Here is an 18,614-nt window from a genome sequence, read left to right as displayed (position 1 = left end):
GATTATGCAAAATTTTAAAACCCCAAAATTAACGATCGTAGGCGCAGGTCCAGGTGACGTTGAATTGATTACATTAAAAGCAATTAAAGCTTTAGAAAACGCCGATGTCGTTTTGTATGATGCGTTGGTTAATGAAGAATTATTAGAGTACGCATCAGATGCCGAAATTGTTTTTGTTGGAAAACGTTTAGGTTGTCACGCTTATACACAAGACCAGATTAACGATTTGATTGTTTCGATGGCAAACCGCTACGGCCATGTTGTGCGTTTAAAAGGCGGTGATTCTTTTGTTTTTGGAAGAGGAAGCGAAGAAATCGATTATGCTGTAAAATTTGGCTTGGAAACTGCTGTTGTTCCTGGAATTTCCTCGGCTTTGGGCGTTCCGGCTACTGCGGGAATTAGTTTGACACAGCGCAAAATTGCCGAAAGTTTTTGGGTAATTACAGGAACAACATCTAATCATGCATTGTCAAAAGATATTCATTTAGCATCAAAATCGGCGGCGACGGTTGTGATTTTAATGGGAATGCATAAATTGGATGAAATCATTTCGATTTATCAAGAAAATAGAAATGACGATCTTCCAATTGCCATAATTCAAAACGGAACTAAAAATTCGGAACAAAAAGTGATTGGAACTATTAGCACAATTACTAAATTGGTATCCGAAAAAAATATATCATCACCAGCTATTATCGTGATTGGTGAAGTCGTGAAAAATACATCAAAATTGACCGAGTATTTTCAAGAACATTTTGATGATGAATTCATTTTTCAAAATTTAAATTTATAAAAATGATTGAGGTTAAATATTTTGGAGCCGTTGCCGAAAAAACAAAATGCGAATTTGAAAAATTATCTTTTTCAGAAGAATTGTCATTGCAAAAATTATTGCAGGATTTGAACGAAAAATATCAGTTTGAATCCCTGACTTTCAGTGTCGCAGTAAATCAAAAAATAGTTTCAAAAGCTTCAGCTTATACTTTGCAGACAAGTGATATTGTAGCTTTGTTGCCACCATTTGCGGGAGGATAATTAAAGAATTATGAAAGTAGCACCGAGATATAACCGACAAACAATTCTTCCCGAAATAGGAGAGGAAGGCCAGCATAAATTATCAAAATCAAAAGTTTTGATAATTGGAGCCGGAGGTTTGGGTGCCGCAATTTTGCCTTATGTAGCAGGAGCAGGAATTGGTGAAATCGGGATTGTGGATGATGATGTGATCGAAGTTTCGAATCTGCATCGTCAGGTTATTTATAAAACTTCTGCAGTTGGAAAATCGAAAGCTGAAGAAGCTAAATCGATGATTTCAGAATTAAATCCGGAAATAAAAGTCAATGCTTTTTCTGAAAAATTATCTGGAAAAAATGCGATTCCATTATTTGAAAAATATGACATTATTGTTGATGCGACCGATAATATTTCAATTAAATATTTAATTAACGATGCGTGTTTGGTAATCAATAAACCAATGGTTTACGGATCGATTTTTAGATTTCAGGGACAGGTTTCAGTTTTCAACTATCAAAACGGGCCAACATACAGATGTTTGTATCCAGATGAAAATTCGAATGCTTTAAATTGTGAAGACGCGGGAGTAATTGGAGTTTCGGTTGGAATTATTGGAATGCTTCAAGCCAATGAAGTCATTAAAATGATTCTTGGAATTGGAGAAGTTTTAAGTGGTAAAATATTGGTTTATAATATTTTGAACAATGAACAGCAAAAGTATGATTTTGAGAAAAGTGATTTTCTGTCAATAAGCAGAGAATCATTCGAAGAAAAATACAATAAATCTGAAATTAAAGAAATAAGTTTTGAATTGATTTTAGAAGAAATAAACAATGATGGCATTTTATTTTTGGATGTAAGAAACGAAGATGAACTACCAAAAATGAGTTTGCAACATCAAATAAAAATTCCGTTGATGCATTTGGAAAATGAAATTGAAAAGTTAGATAAAAACCAAACGATTTATATTTTCTGCCAATCCGGAATAAGAAGTAAAATAGCAGTCGAATTGCTTCAAAAACATCAATTTAAAAATATAAAAAGTATTGCTGGAGGTGCTTTGGCAATGAAGAGTTTATTGAAAGAAGAAATAAATTTATAGCCACAGATTTTAAAATATCCATCTAGTTTGTCATTTCGACGAAGGAGAAATCTTCGTTAGTAGCTCGACAAAGATTAGCGAATTACTGTGTGGAGTTTCTTGCGAAGATTTCTCCTTCGTCGAAATGACAATATTGAGGTTAACTTCTTTGCTATAGAATTCAATTAGTGAAAATTAGAGTAATTCGTGGCAGAAGAAAAAATCCGTATAATCTGTGTAATCAGTGGCTAAAAAAAACATAAAGTAATGAGTAAAAATGTATTTGTAGAAGGACCAATTGCTCCTGAATTTATAGCCGAGTCGATTGCGAAACATCAATCGAAACATACAATTGGTGCGCATAATATTTTTTTAGGACAAGTTCGTGCCGATGTCATTCACGATAATACCGTCGTAGCAATTGATTATTCGGCGTATAAAGACATGGCGAATGAAGCGTTGTATGCAATCCGTGAAAAAGCTTTTGCGAAGTTTGACTTAACCTGCATGCATATTTATCACAGTTTAGGCGTTGTGAAAGCGGGCGAAATCTGTTTGTTTGTCTTTGTTTCGGCAACGCGACGCAAACAAGTTTATGAGGCTACAGAAGCCATTGTAAACTGGATTAAAACTGATGTGCCGATTTTTGGCAAAGAAATGTTTGAAAACGATACATTCACTTGGAAACAAAATACCTAAGAAATTAAAATGGTAGATATTACGCATAAAATAAGCACTTTGAGAGTAGCAACTGCAACGGCAATTGTAAAAGTCAGTAAACAAGAAACAATTGATGCTGTTGTCAACAATTTAGTGCCAAAAGGTAACGTGTTTGAAATGGCAAAAACGGCAGGATTATTTGCGGTAAAAAACACGCATTTATCTATTCCGGATTGTCACCCGCTTCCTATTGAATTTACTGCTGTAGAATATAATATCGAAGGTTTAGAAATCCATATTATTTTCAAAGTAAAAACGGTTTATAAAACCGGAGTTGAGGTTGAGGCGATGCATGGTGCATCAATTGTGGCATTGACCATGTACGATATGCTAAAACCGATTGATAAAGAAATCGAGATTTCGACGATCAAATTAATCAATAAAGAAGGCGGAAAATCGTCTTTCAAAAATAGATTTCCGAATGCTATAAAAGCGGCGGTTTTTGTTTGTTCTGATTCGATTTTTGCAGGAGATAAAGAGGATCGTTCGGGTAAAACAATTGTAGAAAAATTAGATTCATACGGAGTTGAAACTTCTCATTATGAAATCATTCCAGATGAATTGGATATTATTCAGGAAAAAACAAAAGCTTTCGCTAAAGAAAATCAGTTGGTGATTTTTACTGGCGGAACTGGTTTGTCTCCACGAGATGTAACGCCCGAAGCTTTAGAACCAATTTTAGAAAGCAGAATTCCTGGAATTGAAGAAGCAATCCGCAGTTATGGCCAACAGAGAATGCCATATGCAATGCTTTCGAGAAGTGTTGCTGGAACCTTGGGAAAAACCTTGGTTATGGCTTTGCCAGGTTCGACAAACGGCGTACGAGAATCAATGGATGCTGTTTTCCCACACGTAATGCACGTCTTTCATATTTTAAAAGGAAAAAACCATGACAGCCTCTAACACAATTTTGATGGATAGTTTTGGGCGCAAACATAATTATTTGCGTATTTCGTTACTGGAAAAATGCAATCTGCGTTGTACGTATTGCATGCCAGCGGATGGAATCGTATTATCTCCAAAAGCTAGTTTAATGACGGCTGATGAGATTTTTGAAATTGCCCAGACTTTCGTAAAAAATGGTGTTGACAAAATAAGATTAACAGGCGGAGAACCTTTATTAAGAAAAGATTTTCCTGAAATTGTTTCTAAATTATCAAATCTTAATGTTTCACTTTCAATTACAACAAACGGCATTTTAATTGATCGCCATATAGACGTTTTAAAGCAATTTAGTGTCAAAAAAATCAATTTGAGTTTAGATACTTTGGTTTCTTCTAAATTTCACTCTATAACACTTAGAAATCAGTTTAAGAAAGTAATTGATAATTTGCATTTGCTTTTGAATCATGATTTTGAGGTCAAAGTAAATGTGGTTTTGATTAAAGGTTTTAATGATAACGAAATTGTCGATTTTGTCAAACTGACTCAGTTTCTGCCAATTTCGGTACGTTTCATCGAATTTATGCCTTTTGCAGGAAACGAGTGGGACAGAAGGAAAATGGTTTCACAAAAAGAGATTTTATCATTGGTGGAAACACAATTTTTTTCTGAAGAAATTCACAAATTAGAAGATGAACGAAACTTCACTTCAAGAAATTATAAAATAAAAGATTTTCAAGGCGATTTTGGGATTATCAGTTCTATTACAAATCCGTTTTGTGACAGCTGCAACCGCATTCGCTTGACGGCTGACGGAAAAATTAAAAACTGCCTTTTCTCGAATTCAGAAACCGATTTGCTGACCGCTTTTAGAAATGGGGAATCAATCAATGATTTAATTTCAGAATCGATTCAGAATAAAAAGAAAGTACGCGCTGGAATGGCCACAATTCATGAAATGGATGATCCTGCACTTCATTTTGATAATCGTAGTATGATTGCGATTGGGGGATAGTCAATTGTCAATTGTTAATTGTTAATTGTGAATTGTAACTCGTTATTATAAGCCCTTCGACTTCGCTCAGGGTGACATAAAGGTTGTCTGGCTGAGCGATCCCGAGGTCTCGGGAGAAGCCTAATCCGTATAGTTTGTCATTCCGAGGAACGAGGAATCTCCGTGAGTAACTCTACAAAGATTGGCGATCTTCTTTGCAGAGTTTCTAGTGTGATTTCTCCTTCGTCGAAATGACAAAAAATGAGTAAAAAAAAGGTTCAACTTTATTAAAGTCAAACCTTCTTCAAATTATTATTTTTTCTTTTTAGCTTTTGCCTTTTTTTTAGACTTTGCTTTCTTTTTTGCTAATTTTAATGCTTTCGCTTTTTCCTTCGCTTTTTTAGCTTTCTCTTTTTTCTTAGCAGCAGCTTTTTGTTTTGCTTTTTTAGCTTTCTCTTTCTTTTTATCTTTTTTTGCTTTTTCTTTTAGCTTAGCCGCTTTCTTTTTAGCCTTGTCTTTTTCTTTGTCTTTCACCTTTTTAGCTTTTTTATCGTTAGATTTATTTTTAGCTTTTTCTTCTGTGGTGGCAACTTCTGTTGAAGTTTCTTCTTTTACTGCTGATACTGGTTCAATAGCTGCAGGTTTTACTACAGGAGTTAATACTTTTTTTGCTGGAGTTCTGCGTACAGCTGGTTTTACTGTTGCTGTAGGAGCTGCTGTTTTTGCGGCAGGTTTTGCAGGTGCTTTTGTGGCAGTAGTTCTTGTTGCGGCTGACTTAGCAGTTGTAGCCGGTTTTGCTGTTGTTGAAGCAGCTGGTTTAGCAGTTGTAGTTGTTTTTGGCGCAGCAGGTTTACGAACGGGTGCTTTTGCAGCAGTTGTATTTGCAGGCTTTTCGGCAACTGGTTTTGTGGTTTCTGTAGCTGGAGAATCGATTTTCTCTGGCGTAATTTCTTCGGGTTTGTTTTCCATATAAATGTGCTTTTGGATGAGTATTTTAGTAACAATGTAACTAAATTGTTAATTTACAGTTAAGTAAAGATAATTATAAAACAAGCGTCCTAATGTTAAGCTTTTTACTTTTTTTTAAAATTAAATTACTGACAATTAAATAGTTAGCCTTTTTAGTTGAAATTTATACTGAAATCTCTTAACAATTCTACATGAAAAAACGAAGGATATTTGAGAATGGTGAATGGTAAATAGTGCTGTCACTCTGAGCGAAGGCTAAGTGTAAAGGGCTTCGACTTCGCTCAGCCTGACAAGCTGTGAAATCTCAAATATTTCAAAGTTTTCTTTTGAAAACGAGTGCCCTAGCCCCGATGGAAGCGGCATACTTTTGTGCCGGGGTTCGGCACAAAAGATATAGCGGACAGCGGGATTAGCTCCTAATAAATATTCTGAAGTTCTGAATTAATTTTTTACAAGTTCCAAAATCCTGAAATTGCTTTTTGGTGCTTCGCAAAGAGAACAGCAATAGGTTTCGGATAGATCTGTGAATAAAATGCCTTTCGGAATTCCTTGTGATTCATCGCCGTATTCAGGATTATAAAGCGTCAAACATTCTTGGCATTGGTAAATGTCTAATTGTGGTTTTTCTTTTTTCTGCGGATTTTCAGTTGTTTCTGAAGCTGTATTTCCGAGTTCATCAAAATATTTGCGACTTAATTCAATTAAAATGGTTGGAAGTTCTAATTTATCGATATCCTGCGAATGCACAATATATTCACGTGTATTTGGGTCGAAATTCTTCGCAAACAAGACATTGTAAGTATCTCTGATTTTAATGGATTCTAAAGCTTGCGGAAGTTCATTTTTTTCGATAACGATCGAAGTAAAATAATGTCCGTCGCGATTGTATTCTGAAATTCCGAAATTCAATCCGTACGTGCTGATGTCAAATTGATCTAATGTTCTAACGAGGAAAGTTTTTAGGTTCAAAGCCCATTCCATTGCAACAGGCAAATGCCAGTTTAATTCCAATAATGAATGACGGACATTGATTCCTCTTTTTCCCAAAAATTTTTCCCATTCCAGTTTTCTATCTTTGGGAATTCCTTTTATAATGAAAGATTTCCACGGCGTGATACATATTTTTCCGATTTTGCATTCAAAACACAAATCGCACATTTCTTTTAGGAAATCTAAATCGTATAAATTATTTCGCCAATATAATCCAAGCCAATATTGATCAATTCCCATTCTATTCATTCCTTCGTAATATGGAAATGGATAAAACGGAATATTCAATGGTTTGTCGATTGTTCGGTTATTAGTGTCTAATGCTTCGCTTACTAAAGTAAAAAGCATTTCAATATCAACAGAACCTTCATCGGTTATTTTTTCGATTTCGTAGTAAATCTTCGCCAAATCCCAGCTGTAAATCAATACAGGATAAACTTCCATTTTCTCCCATTTTGGAAGACGAATGTACAAATACCAATAATCTTCATGTTCTGAAGCAATAAAATTCAAATGCCCTGTAAACAAAGGAACTAATTGCTGTTTCGGATCGGTTATGTTGACTTTAAGTTTTGGTTGTTCTTTAAACTCTTCTAAAATATATAAAAAACGATTTCCCGTAAGCCAGTTCGTATTTCTGAAAATATCAGTCGAAACATAAGAAGAAACGATATTGTTGCCACTTTTTTGATCGGGATAAACAAAATGGTGTTTTCCTAAATCTTGTTTATCGAGATCTTTAAAGCCTTTCGGGAAAATAATATCTTGTCTTGATCCAAAAGAAATTGAGTCCAAACCTTGATCCATTGCCATGTCTACAATTTCTCTAAGCTCTCCAGGCGATATGACGCCTCCTTTTACTATTAATCGTGTTAGTTCCATTTTTTCATTTTGTTTCAGGTTTTCTTTGTTTCAGGTTTCAGGTTTTGGATTGTGTTGATTTTAACGCAAAGGGCACAAAGTTCTTTCGCAAAGTTTTTTAAGGTTTATATTCTGTGTGTGAAATTTTTTTTTTTAAGTTCACAAAGCTGGACTAAAATCTATTGTCAAAGCTTTGTGAACCTTTGGCTACTTATTAAATATACTTTGCGAAACTTTGCGAAAAACCTCTGCGCTCTTTGCGTTAAAATTTATGCTCAAAGTATAGTAACTGAAAGAACCTATTTACACTTTGCAAGAATCTCTTTAACTTCAGTTTTGCAGCTTCCGCATCCTAAACCTGCGCCTGTGTTTTTGCATAATTCAGTGAAATCATTTACACCGCTTTTAATCGTTTCCTCAATATTTCCGGCTCCAACTTGACTGCAGGAGCACACTAATTTTCCTAAAACCGGTTTTGCATTTGAGCTTCCTCTTAAAAGCGTATTTCGTTTGTCTGATAATTCGATTTTACTTTCAATCATGGTTTTGAATTCGGCAAACTCATTTTTATCTCCCATCAAAATGGCACCAACCAAAAGATCGTTTTTTACGATGCATTTTTTGTAATAGCGTTTTTTTAAATCGGCAAAAACAATTTCTTCGTACGAATCGTCATTTTCTGGAATTTCGATATCGCCAATACTGCAAAGATTGATGTCTTCTAATTTTAGAATATTCATCAAAATTGAACCCTTATAATAACTGCTGATATCGCCTGCTAAAAAGTTAGCCAAAATATCGGCTTGTTCTTCGGCGGCAGATGTGATTCCGAACAATTTATTGTTGAATTCGGCGATTTCTCCAATAGCAAAAATATTTGGATTTGAAGTCTGCAAATACTGATTTACTTTTACACCACGTCCGCAGGCTAAACCGCTTTCTCGGGCGATTTCAATATTCGGAATAGTTCCAATTGTATATACGATGGCATTTGCCGTTATGATTTTGCCACTCTTTAAAGCAATCTCGATTTCATTTGGGTTATCAGTTTCAAAAACCGTACTGACTTCATTATCAAAATAAATCTGAATATCACGAAGTTGTACTTCTTCGGCCAATAATTTGCTTGAAATTCGGTCTAATTGGCGTTCCATCAAACGCGAAGCACGCTGAATAATAGTAGTTTTTACTTTTTTATGTTTTAAGGCTGCGGCTAATTCTAATCCTAATAATCCGCCACCGATAATTACGACATGTTGTTCTTCGGGTGGAAGATTGGTGCTGTCCAAATGCTTTTTCAAACGATCGGCATCTTCTTTTTTTCTAACGGTAAATCGGCCAGGAAGATGAAGTTGCGCATTTTCTGGCACAAAAGGACGGCTTCCAGTAGCCATAATCAACGAATCGAAAGTATGAATTTCGCCTTGACTATCTATAATTGTTTTTTGCTTTGGGTCTAATTTTTCAATTGCCACTCCAGCTTTCATAGTGATTTTCAACTTACTGAAAGCTTCGCCGTCTTTTACTTTTAAAAGTTGTTCCCAACTAAATTCTCCCGTCATATATTCAGGAAGCAAAACACGGTTATAAAACGGATTTACTTCATTAGAAAAAACAATAATTTCATCTGTTGAATTGAATTCGCGATAGTTTTGAATAAATCGGAAAGAAGCCGCTCCAGCGCCAACAATCGCAATTTTCTGAAATGGCTTTACATATTTTTTAATCGAAACGGTTGTAAACTTAAAATCAGGTTCTTTTGAAATTGGATCAACGACAGTATTCGTTAAATTATTGGTTCTATTTAAATCATTTTCAAGTTGTTTTCCCCAATGCATTGGCAGGAAAACGACTTTTTCTTTGATCGAATCGGTAACTTTTGCTTTTACACGAACTTCTCCGTTTTTACTCGTAACCGTAACAATATCACCGTTTTTAATGTCATTTTTAAAAGCATCAATCGGATTTATTTCCAGAACCGGACTCGGAATATGGGTTAATAATCTTGACACTTTTCCTGTTTTCGTCATTGTGTGCCATTGATCACGAATTCTTCCTGTTGTTAAAATAAACGGGAATTCGTCATTTGGCTGAACCGAAGTATTTTCGATAGAAACAGGCAAATTGAAAATCGCTTTTCCAGAAGGCGTATAGAATTTTTTATCTGTAAATAATCTAGGAGTTCCCGGATGATTATAATCAGGAACGGGCCACTGAAAAGTTCCTTCGGTCTTTAAACGGTTATAATTTAGAAACGAAATATCAATGTTAGTATTTTTAGTGAGCGCACAATGCTCTTTATAAATTTCTTCGGCACTGTTGAAATTGAAGCCGTTGAAATTCATTTTTTTCGCAAAGCGAATTAGAATTTCGATATCTGGTAAAGCTTCTCCCGGAGCATTAATTCCTTTTGGTAAATAAGAAATACGACGCTCCGAATTGGTCATTGTTCCTTCTTTTTCCAGCCAACCTGCGGCAGGCAATAATAAATCAGCAAATTTGGCTGTATCGGCATTATGCGAAATATCCTGAACTACAACGAATTTGGCATTTTGAAGTGCTTTTTCGGCTCTTCTCGAATCGGGTAAACTTACCAACGGATTGGTGCAAATAATCCAAACGGCCTTCATTTTACCAGATTCTAAGGCTTCAAACATTTCTGTTGCGGTTAAACCCGGTTTATCTGAAATCTCGTCAACACCCCAAAAGTCGGCAACTTCTTTTCGATGTATCGGGTTTGCAATGTCTTTGTGCGCAGCTAAAAGTGTTGCCATGCCGCCCACTTCGCGTCCGCCCATTGCATTTGGCTGACCTGTTAATGAAAACGGTCCAGAACCCGATTTTCCAACTTGTCCGGTTAAAAGAGATAAATTCAGCAAAGCTGTATTTTTATCAACACCAACAGCACTTTGATTGAGTCCCATTGCCCAAAGCGAAATGAATCCTTTTGCTTTTCCGATGATGTCTGCAGCAAGCTTAATATCGTTTACAGAAATGCCGCAAAGTTTCGAAGCTTTTTCAAGCGAAGTACCTAAAACTAAATCTTTGTATTGTTTGAAATTTTCAGCGTGATTTTTAACGAAATCATGATCGACATAACCTTTTTCGATAATGCGTCTGGCAATAGCATGATATAAAATAATGTCTGAACCAGGAATAATCTGCAAATGCAAATCAGCGAAAGCGGCAGTATCTGTTCGTCTTGGATCGATACAAATTATTTTAGTTTTCGGGTTTTTCTCTTTGTGTTTTTCTAATCGCCTGAATAGAATAGGGTGGCACCAAGCCGGATTTGCGCCTGTTATTAAAAAAGTATCGGCAAGTTCAATATCATCATAAGCAATTGGTACAGAATCTTCGCCAAATGTCTTTTTATAACCCACAACTGCCGAACTCATACAAAGTCTTGAATTGGTATCGATGTTGTTGGTTTTCAAAAAGCCTTTTACCAATTTATTGACTAAGTAATATTCTTCGGTTAAACATTGTCCCGAAATATAAAATCCAACGCTGTCTGGTCCATGTTTTTTTATGATAGAAGAAAAAACAGCTGCGGCGCGGTCAAGAGCGGTATCCCAACTAACGCGTTCTAACGGATAATTTTTGCTTCCGCGCATTTCCGGATATAAAATTCGGTCAGAGGTGTCATTAACTACGTAGTGCAGGTTCATTCCTTTAGAACATAACATTCCTTTATTAACAGGATGATCTTTATCACCTTCGACCATTACACCATTTTTAGCATCGTTGGTCACGATTATTCCGCAGCCAACGCCACAGTAGGAACAGGTAGTTTTGATCTTGGTACTTTGCATTACAGTTCGGTTTTAAATAAATCACTTAGTTAACTTGAAACAAAAATAAGTATTTTTTAAGTATAAATACGTATTTTTTAATTTTATTTTTATTATTTTTGAGGAAAAGAAACTAGGAGCAAAAAATACGTTTAAGGCAGAAAAATGGAACTCATGAAAGAAGAACAATCTATTTGTTATAATTGTGCCAATGAAAATTGTTTCATTAAAAAACATTTGCATTTAGAGAAAATGAAGCAATATGTATCGAAGAAACATAGTTTTGTCTGCAAAAAATCGCAGCAGTTTATTACAGAAGGCGCACCGTTGCAAGGTCTTTATTTTGTTTGTTCAGGAAAAGTAAAAACGGTTAAAACCGGAATTAACGGACGTGAACAAATTGTGCGTTTGACTACAAATGGCGACACTATTGGTTTCCGTGGATTCGGAACGAGCAAACGTTATTTGATTGGTGCTTATGCTTTGGAAGATACGGTTTTGTGCAATTTCAGCAACGAAACTATGATGGAAATTTTACAGCATGTTCCTGAATTTACTTATGCTTTAATGTTGTTTTATGCAGAAGAATTAAACAAAAGCGAAAACAATATCCGAAAGATTGCGCACATGAATGTCCGCGAACGTGTAATTGATTTACTGCTTTATATCTATCGTAAATTCGGACAGGTAAATGGTTTTATTGATATTGAGCTTTCGCGAAAGGAAATTGCAGATTTTGCCGGAACGACGGAAGAACAGGCGATTCGTATTTTGTCTAGCCTTAAAAAAGAAGCTCTGATTAAAACGGAAGGAAAACGTGTTGGGATTTTGGAAGTTTCAGAATTACGTTCTGAGATTATGGAGCATAAATATTTTTAAAAGAGTGACAAAGTTACAAAGAGACAAAGTTGTAAAGGTTATAAGATGTTTATTTATGTAAAATTCTCTCTAATACTCGAACTCTGTTTTTTAAACCTTCTTTATTTCTAATCGGATCATAGAGACTTGGATTTTTTAACATCGCAATTATAGTTAGTACTTCTTTTTCGTTTAATTCCTTAATATCTTTATTAAAATAGAATTTTGAAGCTTCTTTGACACCAAAAGTTTTGCGTGTGGAATCTGCGTATACATGTTTAAAATCAGTATTTAGAAGAAGAAATTTAAAACAATCCATCTTGGAATATTTTCTTTTAATTTTTAATTGATAAAGTGATTTTGTTGGTGAATATCCATGTCTGTAAACACTAAAAGAACCAATATAATTTGTTGCAATTTCACAAGGACATTTTGGATCTTCCATTTTCTTGTAAATTTCAGTTTGAATTTTAACAAAGGAACTTAAATCCTCACTTTGTGCTTCTTTCAATTTGTTTGAGAGGTGTACAAATCCATTATTCTGATAAATAGGATTAAAATCGCTTAGTAAATATGAGATTAAGAATCCCATAAAAACTATTATTGCAAGAAAAATTTTTAATGGTTTTTTGAACATGCAGAAATATTTTTTTGTAGAGACACACTACAGTGCGTCTCTACGTCGTGTTTTTATTTTTTTCTTCCCACAAATCGGATTACAGAACCCGTTCCGTTATGGAATAAACCTTCGTTGAGTTCGATTTCTTTTTCTTCTAATTCGATGATTTCATAATTTGGAAAATCAGCTTTGATTTCTTCGATTGAAAATAAAGATTCTATGTCTTTTGGTCCGCCAACTTTTTCATTTTTTGTTACGTATTCTAAATGCTTTTTGCTGAAAGCTTCAAAAATAATAATGCCGCCTTTTTTCAAAAGTTGGTCGAGTTGTCTATGAATTTCAGATTTTATCGTTGCCGGAAAATGGGCATAAATTAAAGCAATCGCATCAAATTGTTCGTTATGAAAATCTAAAGTTTCTAATTCTCCAACTTGATAATCAATCGAAACATCATTGTTTTTTGCTAAACGAAGTGCTTTGTTTCTTCCTTCTTCACTAATATCAAAAGCTGAAACTTCCCAGCCTAATTGTGCAGCGAAAACAGCATTTCGTCCTTCGCCTTCGGCAGGAAAAAGAATAGCGCCGGGATTTATTTTTTCGATTTGTTCTTGTAAATAATTGTTTGGTGCTGTGCCGTATGCGAAATCTTCGGTTTTGTAACGGTCGTCCCATCTTTGAGTCCAGTTGTTCATTTGGTTTATATATTGAAATTAATTATTAAAGGTTTGTGATCGCTATACATTGTCCAATCTTTATAATTTCCGACTTCGACACTTTCCAAAACTTCCATAAAATCATTTGAAGCAAAACAATAATCCATATGATAGGGTTTGTTTTCGTGTCTATAAAGATATAAAGTTGGATGCTCTTCTTTGCCTTGAATTTGATTGAAGTAGTTATGATAAGTGCTGAAGATGTTCTTTTCGGCTAATTTATTTACCACGGTTGTATGATTGCCTTCGCGACGCGGTTTGTCCCAAATTGTATTGCTGTTGAAATCACCAATTAAAATGGTTTGGGTTTCTTTGATTAAATCTTCGTAGTAATTAATCGCTTTCCAAATCTGCGTTACGTAAGCGCCATCTTTATCACTAGGATTATTTGCCCAGATGGCAAACAAAATAAAATCAATTTTTCCACCAGTAACGGCAATTGGCAAAATATTTTTGAAATCTGGGTTATGACAATCTAGAAGCCGAAATCGATAATCGCCATAAGAAAAAACGCCAATTCCTTTATTTGGATTTGTACCGAACCAAAGAGTATCTTTTGGTGTTTGTATTTTAGTTGGAAATTTTAATTTTTCAGGACTTTCACACTCAGAAATTACAGCAATATCAGGATGGTAAGCTAGAAGAAATTCTGCTTTTTTTCTGAATGCCATATTACAATTCCAAGCGATGAGTTTCATGTATAAAATAGCTTTTAAGAAAATAAGTAGCTGAAATGCTGACCAAATATAATTATTTTAGAGATTTAAAATCAGTTTCTTCAAAAACAAAAAATGCCTTTTTTCAAATTGAAAAAAGGCAAATTAAAGCTGTATTTTAATCATAATTCTACTCTTAACCAACAAGTCTTGTCGTGCCACAATTAACGTCAATTTCTGCAAAATGATGTTTTCCCATTACAATAAGTAGTTTGTTTGTGTTGTAACCAACATACCTAATTTCAGGATTTCCATTTTTTGGTTTTCCACAAACTGAAATGACATTGGTCTGCCATTTTAATTTCTTCCTTTTGTAAGCAGAAATGGTTTGCAAATCATTTTCAACATAATAAACAATGTTGTTTTTCTTAATGCCTCTTTTTTGCGTTTTTGCAAAATTAATTTCAGAGTTTTTAGAAACTAAGGCATCATCGTACTTTTCAGCGATGCCTGTTTGCGTGACAATAAATGTCAGCAAAGATAATTTTAGAAATGGTTTCATTTGGATAGAATTTGGGGTTCTTAATCGCTTCAAATATAAATAATTAATGTATATAAAACGATTTTGTAAGACAAAAAAAAATACCCTTTTTCGATTTTGAAAAAGGGTAATTTTTAGAAGTTAATTTTGAAGAAAAATTATTTTTTCCAGCTAAAAATTTTGGGATCTACAGAAATCATCAACCAAGCCCAATTGTTAGTATGATTGGCATCTCCGTTTTTAATAAATTCTAAAGTGCTAGATCCAAACATTTGAGAATAACCACCTGTAACTGTAATATTTTTTTTGAAGTTATATCCAAAAGTAGCGTCAATCTCAGTTCCTAAATACGAGTCTAATTTTTCATTTACAGGCGTAACAACATCAGCAGCAGCTAAAAACACATGTGGAATCAAAGCAAATTGCCACTTGTTTACATTGTAATTTAATTTTAGGAAAGCATCTTGCAAACCAACGCTGTTTAAGTGATTTCCAACATAAAAATAATCCATATAACCATTAAATCCGTGGTTGGTTCCAAAAATAGGATTAAACGATTTGATTACTGGACTTCCGTCATTTGTAGCTTTTCCTGATAGAAATTCGTAGCCCAAACCAGCTTTGAAAGCATCTGTAATGTTGTATCCAAAATTAGCAGCTGCATTCCAGGCACTCACTTGTTTGTCAGTACTTTTTCCGGTTTGTCCGTACAACCAAAAGTTCGTATCGATTTTGCCTTTTTTATAAGTTAAATACGGGCCAAAAGTCTGTTTGTAATCCACTAATAATTTTGATTGTGCATTTGCATATTCGTAACCTGTATTAAGCAATAAGAAACTCAATCCTAAATCAGTGTTGAATTGATTATGGTACCAAGCATATTGTAACGCTTTATAGCTAGCAACTGTGTATGGTGTTTGTACTATATTTTCGGCAGTTGAATTGTAAGCGCCTCCAAAGTCTAACTTTTGAGTTTCGTTATGAAAGGAAACTGTTAACGCATCATGACTTTGCGCCTGTTGTCCCCAGTCTTGTTCTCCTAAAATACGTTGATTGTCATAAGATAGCACTTGACGACCTAATCGTGCACTCCATTTTTCGGTGAAATTATATTGTGCCCAAGCTTCAAAAACCGCAACGCCATTTTTGTCAGCAACTGCGTTTGGAACAACATCTCCCCATGTTCGGGTATTTTGTAATGTTAATTTTAAGATTAAATCTTCTTGCTTGTAGTTGAAGTTTAAACGTGAACGTTGTGAAATTTGCGATGTACCTTCTTGACCGTAAGGCAAAAGCGTCTTGTAGCCATTGCGATATTCAAAACGAGGCCTTATCTGTAAATTTACGTCTAGTTCCTGTGCCTGAAGTAAGGCAGTAGATCCTAGAAGCAATAGAATTATGGTTTTGATTTGTTTCATGGGTTTGGTGATTTTTTCTTCGGGCGTAAATTTATAAGAAAAATAAGCCTTTGCTAGTATTGTTCAATATTTTTTTGGTTTCTTAATTCATCGCAGGAGTAAGTTGTTGCTCTTTAGTTGGTTTTTCTAATATTACTTTTTTCTCTTTTACTTTTTTGGTGATGATATAATGCATCCAAACCAAACAACCAGTTGAGAACAGCAATATAAAAATCCATGAACTTGACCAGATTCCAGTTGCGGTCAACAAATATCCGAAGATAATAGGACCAAAGAATCCTCCTAAACCGCCAATCATTCCAACCATTCCGCCTACTACGCCAACGTCTTTAGGAAAATATTCTGGAATATGTTTGTAAACCGCAGCTTTTCCGATTCCCCAAGAAATTCCAATTAGAATTACCAATACTAGAAATACCCACATATTGGCATCAAATTTAATAACAGTAACACCCTTTGCAATTAGTTCTTTTTTTGCCACGCTTTGATTGTGAGCGACCACAACATCCTGCCAGCTTGATGTGGTTGGGAAAATAGTGCTTTCATTGGTATTAGCCTTTTTTTGCGCAATTGGATATTCTTTATCACCAACTTTTATGGTTTTATCGTTGATTTCGTTTACAACGCCTTTTTTAGCAGCTAATATTCCGGGACCAGAAGTGGTGATTTCCATTTTTGGAATGGATAATAAGGCACTTAGGATTACTGAAGAGCCTAAAACCCAATACATTACTTTTCTAGCGCCGAATTTATCAGACAAATATCCTCCAAATGCTCTAATTACTCCAGAAGGCAAACTAAACATAGTTGCAAACAAACCGCCCATAACTAAACTGGTTTGATAAACGTTCATGAAGTTTGGCAACAACCATTGTGAATAGGCAACAAAACATCCGAAAACTAAGAAATAATAGGCTCCAAAACGCCAAACTCTTTCTGATTTTAAAGGAGTAAGCATTTGAGAAATCGATTTGCCACTGCTTTCTATTTTTTTATTTTGAGCAAAAATTAAAAAGGCAACACCAATTACTACTAATGAAATAGCATAGATTACAGGCAGCACTTTCCAGCCGTTTTGCGGATCATTTACAGAAAAATGGTTTAATAATGATGGTGCTAAAAAGGTCGTAATTGCTGCGCCGGCATTTCCCATTCCGAAGATTCCAAGCGCACGCCCTTGCCATTCTTTTGGATACCAGATCGAAGTGTAACCGATTCCTACTGCAAAACTGGTTCCCACCATTCCAAATAAGAAGCTTAGTAAGGCAAACATAGCAAAACTGTCAGCGTAGGGAAGGAGAAATAGCGGAATCGAGCAAAGCAGTAATAAGAGTGAAAAAACATATTTCCCGCCAAATTTATCCGTCAGAATTCCAATTGGCAGACGCATGATTGATCCCGTTAAAATTGGAATACCCAAAAGCCATCCAACTTGAATAACATCCCAATGGAAAATTCCATTATCAACTAAAAAGGTTACCAGAACCCCATTTAAAGTCCAACAGGCAAAACACACTGTAAAGGCCAATGTGTTCAAAAATAAAATTTTGTGTGATTGCGATAGTGAGTTTGTATTTTTCATAGTACTTATATTTTTATGTAAAAATAAGTACTATAACTTAGTAAAAACCTGCTAAAACGCAGTTTTTGAAAAATAATTACGTATTTATACGTATTTTTTAGATTAAGGAATACTCAGCCGCTTTATTAGAAAGTTCCATTAAGTTTTTCACTTTCAATTTTTTCATCAGATTAAAACGGTGTACTTCGGCAGTTCGTTTACTGATATCAAGCGCTTCAGCGATTTCTTTGTTTCCTTTTCCGGATAAAAGAAGAGTTAGGATTTCTTTTTCTCTTTTAGTAATCATCATTTCTTCGCCCAAAGTTTGTTTAGGTTCCAATGATGTTGATGAATTAGTCAATTGACCAATTAATATAGAAGAAATATCTCCGCTGAAATATTTCCCTCCTGCAGCGACACTGTGTAAAGCTTTTAGGAACTCTTCTTTACTTGAACCTTTTAGCAAATATCCATCAGCTCCAGCTTTTATAGATTTCAATACATATTCTTCTGATTCGTGCATCGAAAGCATGATGATTTTTACAGTGTTTTTTTCATTTCTAAGTTTTTCTACTACCTCGATGCCAGTAAAGTTTGGCATACGAATATCTACTATAAGTAAATCAGGATTTGTTGTCGCAACAACTTCAAGCGCATCTGCACCATCAATTGCTTCGCCTACAACCTCGATGTTTGCTTCGTTTTCAAGTAAAGATTTGATTCCGTCTCTAACAAAAACATGGTCATCTGCTAATACTACACGAATGATATTGCTCATAGTTTACTTAATTTTGATTCTCAATTTTTACGTATATTCATCTATAAAGAAGATGCTAATATACGTACTTTTTTTAAAAGTAAATTCCAATTTTTGAAAATCCAAATGCCAATATTAAAAAATCATTAGAGATCCTTGGGGTAAATTCGAATATTAAAACTCCAA

General features: G+C 34.7%; 18 protein-coding genes. 8 read left to right on the top strand and 10 right to left on the bottom strand.

The window, feature by feature from the left end; all coding sequences use genetic code 11:
- Positions 1-4 precede the first annotated feature (4 nt).
- The 6 genes from cobA (at position 5) to moaA (ending at position 4,712) form a co-directional block, all read left to right on the top strand.
- The gene (gene cobA, locus SCB73_RS20965; protein ID WP_320568108.1) at positions 5-793 is read left to right on the top strand and encodes a uroporphyrinogen-III C-methyltransferase; all 789 of its coding nucleotides are present in this window, start codon (positions 5-7) and stop codon (positions 791-793) included.
- A gap of 2 nt (positions 794-795) precedes the next feature.
- Positions 796-1,035, top strand: coding sequence for a MoaD/ThiS family protein (locus tag SCB73_RS20960; RefSeq protein ID WP_320568107.1), 240 nt, complete (start codon positions 796-798; stop codon positions 1,033-1,035).
- A 10-nt stretch (positions 1,036-1,045) separates the two neighbouring features.
- On the top strand, positions 1,046-2,116 hold the full coding sequence (locus SCB73_RS20955; protein WP_320568106.1) for a HesA/MoeB/ThiF family protein: 1,071 nt from the start codon (positions 1,046-1,048) through the stop codon (positions 2,114-2,116).
- A gap of 246 nt (positions 2,117-2,362) precedes the next feature.
- Positions 2,363-2,794 carry a molybdenum cofactor biosynthesis protein MoaE gene (locus tag SCB73_RS20950; protein WP_263521595.1) on the top strand — a complete coding sequence of 144 codons (432 nt, stop codon included), beginning with the start codon at positions 2,363-2,365 and terminating at the stop codon, positions 2,792-2,794.
- A 9-nt stretch (positions 2,795-2,803) separates the two neighbouring features.
- Complete coding sequence (gene moaCB / locus SCB73_RS20945; protein WP_320568105.1) at positions 2,804-3,718, top strand: bifunctional molybdenum cofactor biosynthesis protein MoaC/MoaB; 915 nt, start codon at positions 2,804-2,806, stop codon at positions 3,716-3,718.
- On the top strand, positions 3,705-4,712 hold the full coding sequence (gene moaA / locus SCB73_RS20940; protein WP_320568104.1) for a GTP 3',8-cyclase MoaA: 1,008 nt from the start codon (positions 3,705-3,707) through the stop codon (positions 4,710-4,712). Before moaCB ends, moaA begins: the two co-directional genes overlap by 14 nt.
- 291 nt (positions 4,713-5,003) lie before the next feature.
- On the opposite strand, the gene SCB73_RS20935 is transcribed toward moaA, so the two are convergent.
- Complete coding sequence (locus SCB73_RS20935) at positions 5,004-5,225, bottom strand: hypothetical protein (protein WP_320568103.1); 222 nt, start codon at positions 5,223-5,225, stop codon at positions 5,004-5,006.
- Between SCB73_RS20935 and SCB73_RS20930 the strand changes: the two genes are divergently transcribed.
- The gene (locus SCB73_RS20930) at positions 5,215-5,664 is read left to right on the top strand and encodes a hypothetical protein (protein ID WP_320568102.1); all 450 of its coding nucleotides are present in this window, start codon (positions 5,215-5,217) and stop codon (positions 5,662-5,664) included. The genes SCB73_RS20935 and SCB73_RS20930 overlap by 11 nt on opposite strands.
- Before the next feature lie 437 nt (positions 5,665-6,101).
- Here the strand turns inward: SCB73_RS20930 and SCB73_RS20925 are convergent, their stop codons facing one another.
- A complete protein-coding gene (locus SCB73_RS20925; RefSeq protein WP_320568101.1) occupies positions 6,102-7,532 on the bottom strand; it encodes a rubredoxin in 1,431 nt (476 codons plus the stop codon).
- A gap of 278 nt (positions 7,533-7,810) precedes the next feature.
- Complete coding sequence (locus tag SCB73_RS20920) at positions 7,811-11,326, bottom strand: molybdopterin-dependent oxidoreductase (RefSeq protein ID WP_320568100.1); 3,516 nt, start codon at positions 11,324-11,326, stop codon at positions 7,811-7,813.
- A 153-nt stretch (positions 11,327-11,479) separates the two neighbouring features.
- Here SCB73_RS20920 and SCB73_RS20915 point away from each other — a divergent pair, with 153 nt between their 5' ends.
- Positions 11,480-12,184, top strand: coding sequence for a Crp/Fnr family transcriptional regulator (locus SCB73_RS20915; protein ID WP_320568099.1), 705 nt, complete (start codon positions 11,480-11,482; stop codon positions 12,182-12,184).
- A 49-nt stretch (positions 12,185-12,233) separates the two neighbouring features.
- On the opposite strand, the gene SCB73_RS20910 is transcribed toward SCB73_RS20915, so the two are convergent.
- The 7 genes from SCB73_RS20910 to SCB73_RS20880 all read right to left on the bottom strand — a co-directional run bounded on the left by SCB73_RS20910 (position 12,234) and on the right by SCB73_RS20880 (position 18,449).
- On the bottom strand, positions 12,234-12,800 hold the full coding sequence (locus SCB73_RS20910; RefSeq protein ID WP_320568098.1) for a transglycosylase domain-containing protein: 567 nt from the start codon (positions 12,798-12,800) through the stop codon (positions 12,234-12,236).
- Between the two features lie 53 nt (positions 12,801-12,853).
- Complete coding sequence (locus tag SCB73_RS20905) at positions 12,854-13,474, bottom strand: class I SAM-dependent methyltransferase (protein WP_320568097.1); 621 nt, start codon at positions 13,472-13,474, stop codon at positions 12,854-12,856.
- A 5-nt stretch (positions 13,475-13,479) separates the two neighbouring features.
- Positions 13,480-14,193 carry an endonuclease/exonuclease/phosphatase family protein gene (locus SCB73_RS20900; protein ID WP_320568096.1) on the bottom strand — a complete coding sequence of 238 codons (714 nt, stop codon included), beginning with the start codon at positions 14,191-14,193 and terminating at the stop codon, positions 13,480-13,482.
- A 154-nt stretch (positions 14,194-14,347) separates the two neighbouring features.
- Complete coding sequence (locus SCB73_RS20895) at positions 14,348-14,713, bottom strand: hypothetical protein (protein WP_320568095.1); 366 nt, start codon at positions 14,711-14,713, stop codon at positions 14,348-14,350.
- Positions 14,714-14,850: 137 nt separating this feature from the next.
- Positions 14,851-16,110 (bottom strand): alginate export family protein, encoded by a 1,260-nt coding sequence (locus tag SCB73_RS20890; RefSeq protein ID WP_320568094.1) that lies wholly within the window; start codon positions 16,108-16,110, stop codon positions 14,851-14,853.
- 82 nt (positions 16,111-16,192) lie between these two features.
- Entirely contained in the window at positions 16,193-17,692 is a 1,500-nt protein-coding gene (locus SCB73_RS20885) for an MFS transporter (protein ID WP_320568093.1), read from the bottom strand.
- Between the two features lie 97 nt (positions 17,693-17,789).
- Complete coding sequence (locus tag SCB73_RS20880; protein ID WP_320568092.1) at positions 17,790-18,449, bottom strand: response regulator transcription factor; 660 nt, start codon at positions 18,447-18,449, stop codon at positions 17,790-17,792.
- Between the last annotated feature and the right edge of the window lie 165 nt (positions 18,450-18,614).

The organism is Flavobacterium sp. KACC 22761, assembly GCF_034058155.1.
Lineage (GTDB): Bacteria > Bacteroidota > Bacteroidia > Flavobacteriales > Flavobacteriaceae > Flavobacterium.
Note: the sequence above shows the minus strand (reverse complement) of the source record. Positions and strands in the feature narration are given on the sequence as shown.